Source organism: Gemmatimonas sp., assembly GCF_041689975.1.
Taxonomy (GTDB): domain Bacteria; phylum Gemmatimonadota; class Gemmatimonadetes; order Gemmatimonadales; family Gemmatimonadaceae; genus Gemmatimonas.
In genome coordinates, this window is the sequence record NZ_JBDNFF010000119.1 from 1 (window position 1) to 5,865 (window position 5,865).

General features: G+C 67.0%; 4 protein-coding genes and 1 pseudogene. 1 reads left to right on the forward strand and 4 read right to left on the reverse strand.

The window, feature by feature from the left end; genetic code table 11:
* Positions 1–268 precede the first annotated feature (268 nt).
* The 4 genes and pseudogenes from ACESNG_RS08180 to ACESNG_RS08195 form a co-directional block, all read right to left on the reverse strand.
* On the reverse strand, positions 269–850 hold the full coding sequence (locus ACESNG_RS08180) for a PEP-CTERM sorting domain-containing protein (protein WP_373057948.1): 582 nt from the start codon (positions 848–850) through the stop codon (positions 269–271).
* A gap of 363 nt (positions 851–1,213) precedes the next feature.
* Positions 1,214–2,416 (reverse strand): annotated as a pseudogene (locus tag ACESNG_RS08185) (IS4 family transposase); the annotation flags it as partial.
* A 242-nt stretch (positions 2,417–2,658) separates the two neighbouring features.
* Positions 2,659–3,366 (reverse strand): transposase, encoded by a 708-nt coding sequence (locus ACESNG_RS08190; protein ID WP_373057946.1) that lies wholly within the window; start codon positions 3,364–3,366, stop codon positions 2,659–2,661.
* A gap of 36 nt (positions 3,367–3,402) precedes the next feature.
* Complete coding sequence (locus tag ACESNG_RS08195; RefSeq protein ID WP_373057944.1) at positions 3,403–3,870, reverse strand: transposase; 468 nt, start codon at positions 3,868–3,870, stop codon at positions 3,403–3,405.
* 49 nt (positions 3,871–3,919) lie between these two features.
* Between ACESNG_RS08195 and ACESNG_RS08200 the strand changes: the two genes are divergently transcribed.
* Positions 3,920–5,865 (forward strand): SusC/RagA family TonB-linked outer membrane protein (locus ACESNG_RS08200; protein WP_373068511.1); only part of this gene is annotated, 1,946 nt, incomplete at its 3' end.

The window sequence follows — 5,865 nt, forward strand, 5'->3', positions numbered from 1 at the left end:
GTGAGCATCAATTCGTCGTCGCTCTGTGACGAGGCTTGGCACGAGTACGCGCAGCGTGTGTCGAAGGAGTTGGGGGTGCCGGTGGGCGATCCTCTGCGTGGCGGGCTCGATGCGATCGCGCAGTCGGTATTGGGGGAGTGACATTCCTCAAAAGCTGAAATGATCACACAGAGGTCAGGAGAAAAAGAGATAAGGAGAAAAGAGATCTTCTGCTCTCTTTTTCTCCTTTCCTCCTATTCTCTGTGTGATCTGTTCCGAGCAACCAACCTCAATCGATCGCCCACTGGTGACGGCGGCGGCGAGAGATGACGCCAAGTCCTGCGAGGCCGGCAGCGAGCAGCATGTACGTCGACGGTTCGGGCACCACTTGTTGGAGCGTGATCGAGGTGACGCGCAAGCCGAAGTTGGCACGGTCGAATGGTTGAGGGATTGGATTAGCTGGGGGTGCAAACACAGCGAAATTGCCTGAGAGGGCTAGGGACCTCAGATCGGGGATTGCCGATTCGCTGGTAAGGGTGTTAGCGAAGAAATCGGCTAGGAAGAAGCTGAACTGGAAGGACAGCGCCCGCGCGTCCCTTACCTCCAGAACTGAAGAAGGTACCAAACGACGACGACGCGCTGGAAACAGCCTTTTACACGGTTCCGGTTCCCCCCCCTCGATAAACGCCGTCCCGCCCGTTGCGGGCGTGTCTATCGACAGCAGAACGCTGAAAAACGTGTTCGCACCAAGCACTGGGTTGATCGCACTTTGGAGCGCTTCGTCGCCACTGCTGGCATCGGTGAAGACGCCTTGAATCGTGTAGTTGGTCAGCTGTGCCTTGGCCGTCTCGGCACAAAGCAGGGCGCTCATTGCCACAGCCGCGGTAACCGCGCTCCGACGGCGCAAGCCAAGACCAGACAAGAAAGGCATTTTTCGCTATCTGCGTGGAGGAATCTTCCGTGCCGCTGCATCCGCAGCGCGGAATCGGAAGCTCACTCGGGACATAGTGAAGTATGCGGTTCGTTCGCGCGCGTGGTTAGCCTCAATACTCTTCACTTAACGATCCGCACGCGGTAGTTCGCATAGCGCGTATTGTGTCGTCGTCGTGGGCGCAGCGGGTAGTTACTCATCTTCCGTTTGACGCCGCGGGGCACGACGCGCCCGCGGCTGGAGCGCACGGACTCCTCGCGCCGCTCGTCCAGAAGCACCTGGTGCCAGCGCGCCACGTCCTGAGGGGGGAAGAGCCGCCACGTGGGGCAGCGTGCGGCGGGTGACGCGGAGCGCCTGCGTGAAGGACAGCGTGTCGGGATCGCGCGGGTGGGGATGGGCGCCGAGCGCCGCCTCGTGCATCAGCGCGCGAATCGCGAAGTGCGCGAGGAGAAAGCCCCACGCCTCTAGCCGCACCAGCTCCGGGGTCTTGCTCCGCAGCACGCGCCGGGCGCCGCGCAGAGGCGTCTTGAACTCGTCGAACGCGGTCTCAATCTCCCAGCGCTCGTGATAGAGTGCGGCCAGCTCGACGGCGGGCGCGTGGATCGTCGTGATGAGGCGGTAGCGCGTCGCCGCCTCGGCGAGGCCGGGCAGCGTGTGCTCGATGACGCGCACCGGGACCGGCGTGCGGTCCACGCTCCGGCAATGGCTGTTCCAGCGGCGCGCACTGCGATACGAGCCATCGGCGTAGCGCGTCTCCACCGGCAACGTCAGGGTGGCCTTCACGCGCCAGAGCAGCGCGGCCCCGGTCGCCGCCGCCTGCTGCCACAGATCAACGCCGACGAAGCCGCGATCCGCCAGACAGAGCATCTCCGGCGTGAGCGTGGAGACCACGGCGGCGGCGAGCGTCACTTCTCCCGTCGCATACGCGCCGAGCTGCGCGCTGCAAAGGACATGGGTCCCGGTCTCGACCAAGCCGACGAGGCGCAGCTGCGGGAAGGCCCTCGTGGCGTTCGCCCCGCGCGCGCTGGCCGGGCGGCCAAAGGTGTCGCGATTCGCGGCCGTATCGGCGACATCGAGCGTCGTGCCATCAAGGCTCGTCACGCGCCAGTCGCGATACCACGCGCCGGGCGTCTCGCGCGTCGCCACCGGCTGCACCACGGCGCGATAGAGCGCCTCCAGCGGCGCGGCACCCAAGCGCGTCCGCGCCTGCGAAATCCCCGACGGGCCCGCCGGCTCGGCGACCGCGCCCGGCTCGCCGAGCCAACGCACCCCTTCGAGCAGGCAGCGCAGCACCTCGCGTGTCGACACGTCCGCGTACAGCGCGAGCGCCATCGCGTAGTAGACCATCACGTGCGCCGGCAGATCGCGCTCGCGCTGGCTCATGCGCTCCGTCTCGAACAGCACCGGCTCGACGGTGTGCAAAGGGAACCGCGCCGTCAACACGCTCAGACTGATGTGATCGGTCAGTCGGGTCCCTGGGGGAAGACCTGCGGCGGTACGCGCCATCGCCTGCTCCGAGGTGGGGGTCGGAGCATCAATCCACCTGGTCCAGTTCATTAAGTGAAGAGTAAGGTGCTTTTTCTGGGCTTGCCGTCGAGTGTGCTCCGATGGTCCGAGCGATCCTCGAGGTGCTGCTCAGCCTTTTGTTCGCGCTCTCGGATGGGACGCGAAGGTCCCGGCGCATGAGGGTGGTACGAAAGAGCGGACGGCGCCCACTCTCCCACGACGTCGATGTCCTGCGTACTGCGTCAAGGAAATTCCCGCGCTCGCCGCTCCCGATTCAGTCCACTCGATTCGCGCTTGGTCGTGCGGTGCCTACCCCCCGCGTTGAGAGATGGCCGCTGGCAGCGGACGAATACGGTGTGCGTCGTACGCCACATCGTCGCGCCACATCGCAGACAAATTGCCGGCCAGTCGACGCGCGAGCGCAACCACCGCAATGCGTTTGCCGCGGACTTCGAGCGCAGGATCGTCCACGCCGCCTCGACCAGCAGCCAGCGCAGGCGCCCGTTGCCGGCTTTCGTAATACGACCGAGCTGGCGTTTTTCCCCCGAACGGCGCGCGCTGGGCACCACGCAGAGAGAGGCCTCGAGTTCGTGAGCCGTGCGAAACCGTGTGAGGTCGTCGATCGTGGCCACGAAGGCGCACGCGGTGACCGGGCCCACGCCGGGCGCCGTGGTGAGGAGCGCCGCGATCGGCTCCTCGTTCACGAAGCCGGCGATGCGCGCATCCGCGACCGCGATCTGTGCCGTGAGCGGCGCGAACACCGCGAAGCGCGGGGCCAACTCCGACGTCAACGTCGGCGAGAGGTCGAGCTCCGCCATTCGTGTGGGCACCCACGCGCTCGAGCTGGTGGGGACGCGTAAGCCATCGCGGCGCACCAGCGCCTTCGCGAGCGCGATATACCGCGTCCGTGTGCGCACGAGCGCATCCCGTACGGCCAACTCGGCGCGCACGTGACGGCGCGCCTCGGAGAGGCGATTCGCGGGACGTCAGGCGCCCGTTTCGCACGCGTCCATCAACGTCCGCGTATCGCGTTTATCGGTCTTTGTGTGGCGCGAACGATTGGCGTACATCGGCGCGTAGTTCGGATCCGCGACGATCACCTCGTGGCCGAGCGACTCCAGGTGGCGGGCCACGCACTCGCTCTCGGTGCTCGCCTCGAGCACAATACGAGCCTGCGGCAGCTCTCCGAATACGGCCGTGAACCGCTCTCGACTCGTCGCAATCCGGCGGTCGGTGATCGACCCGTCGTCCGCCTTGATGGACAGCTGACTCTCGCGCTTTTGGACATCGAGGCCTATTATCGCGACGGTGACTGGCCTCACAGTGTGCGCCCCGTCGGTAGACGGTGAGCGCGTGGACAGTGATGGGGCGATGCGTGTCTCCACGATACCGCGGAGGACGAGCCACCGCTTGACAACCAACTGTCCCGTCATCCCGCTTTCGGAGGAAGTCATGCGCGCTCGTCGATGGTTGTGGACTATCATAGCGGGGAGGGCGCCCGCGATGCCGCGGGTGGCGTTCCTTGTCGCGCTCGCCGGGGTCCTGATGGCCACGCCGGCCGGCCGCGCCCTGTGGGCGCAGGGGGCGACCGGCACCGTGCGCGGCACCGTCACCGACTCCACCACCGGCCGCCCCCTGTCCGGGGTACAGATGACCGTCACCGGCGCCCCCGCGCGCGCGGTCACCTCGGAGACGGGTGCCTACCAGCTCGCTGGCGTCCCCGCCGGGCGGGTCACCGTGCGCGCGCAGCGCCTCGGGTACGCCGCTTTACAGCGCACGGTTGACCTGACCGCGGGGAGCACCGTCACGGTGGACATCCGCCTGCGCCCCGTGGCCGCCGTCCTCAGTACTGTCGTGGCCACCGGCTATGGCAGCAGCCGGCGCGCCACCGTCAGTAACGCCATCGCCAGCGTGGACAGCAGCGCCTTCGATGCCATCCCCGTCGTGAGCCTCGACAACGCCCTGCAGGGGCGGATCGCCGGCGTCCAGGTGATGCAGAACAGCGGCGAGCCTGGCGGCGGCGTGTCGGTGCGTATCCGCGGCCCCGCCTCGCTGAACGCCGGCAGCCAGCCGCTTTACGTGATCGACGGCGTCCCCATGCTGCAGGGGTCCTTCGAGCAGATCACCGGCACCAGCGGCCAGCGCATGACTCCCATCTCGGCGATCAACCCGGACGACGTCGCCTCCATTGACGTACTCAAGGACGCCGCCGCCGCCGCCATCTATGGCTCCCGCGGCTCCAACGGCGTGATCGTCATCACCACCAAGCGTGGCGCCGGCGGCAACCGCTTCCGCTTCAACATGAGCGCCTTCACCGCCTCGCAGGAGGTGGAGCGCACCGTCGATCTGCTCAACGCGTCCGAGTACGTGGCCGTGATGAACGAGGCGCGTACCAACCAAGGGCTCGCCCCCCGCTTCGCCGCCGGCACCGACAGCATCAACACCGACTGGCAGTCCGCCGTCTTCCGCCAGGCGCCCATGAGCGAGGTCAACATGAGCGTGAGCGGCGGCACCGACCGCCTCCGCATGTTCCTCAGCGGCAGCGACACGCGGCAGACCGGCATCGTCATCGGCTCCGACTACCAGCGGCAGGCGCTGCGCCCCAACACCGACGCGCAGGCCACCAGCAAGCTCACCATCACCTCCAACATCGGGCTCACCCGCGAGTCCAACGACCGCGTCCCCGGCGACCAGAACATCGACGGCATCGTCACCAACGCGATGGCCATGCAGCCCTTCTCGCCGATACGCGGCAACTCCTTCGGCTTCGCCGGCATCGCCAACGGCCTCATTTACTCCAACCCGGTGGCTACCGCCACCTACAGCTCGCTCAACGTGACCACGCTGCGCGCCTTGGGGAACACGGAGGCGCGCTATAACGTCACCGACAAGATCAACGTGTCCGCGCGCCTCGGCAGCGACATCTACTCCCTCGACGAGCTCCGCTGGCGTTCGCCCAAGGTGGACCGCGCCGTGAGCACCAGCGTGGGCGGCGAGGGGGCCAACGGACGCACCCGCGCCTACCGCTTCCTGGCCGAAACGTTCGGCAACTGGGACCTCATCGACTCCGACAACCAGACGCTGCGCCTCACCGCCGGCGCCAGTCAGGAGCGCAACTCCACCAACTTCAGCTACGTCGCCGGCACCGGCTTTCCCACCGGCTTCGAGCGCTACGTCGGCAACGCGGCCCTGGTCTCCGTCTTCGACGGCAGCCAGACCGAGAACACCTTGGTGTCGTACTTCACCCGCGCCAACTGGACCTGGCGTGAACGCTACGTTCTCATGGCCAGCCTGCGGCGCGACGGGTCGTCCCGTTTCGGCGAAAACAGCCGCTACGGCAACTTCGCAGCCCTGTCCGGCGCCTGGACCGTCTCCGACGAGGGGTGGGCCAGCGGGCTCTCCCGCCTCATGACCCTCAAGCTCCGCGCCAGCCGCGGCGGTACCGGCAA

What these genes read in the sequence shown, in the direction of transcription:
- ACESNG_RS08195 (WP_373057944.1), bottom strand. Translation starts at nt 3,870, where the DNA reads ATGACTTCCTCCGAAAGCGGGATGACGGGACAGTTGGTTGTCAAGCGG.
- ACESNG_RS08180 (WP_373057948.1), bottom strand. Translation starts at nt 850, where the DNA reads ATGAGCGCCCTGCTTTGTGCCGAGACGGCCAAGGCACAGCTGACCAAC.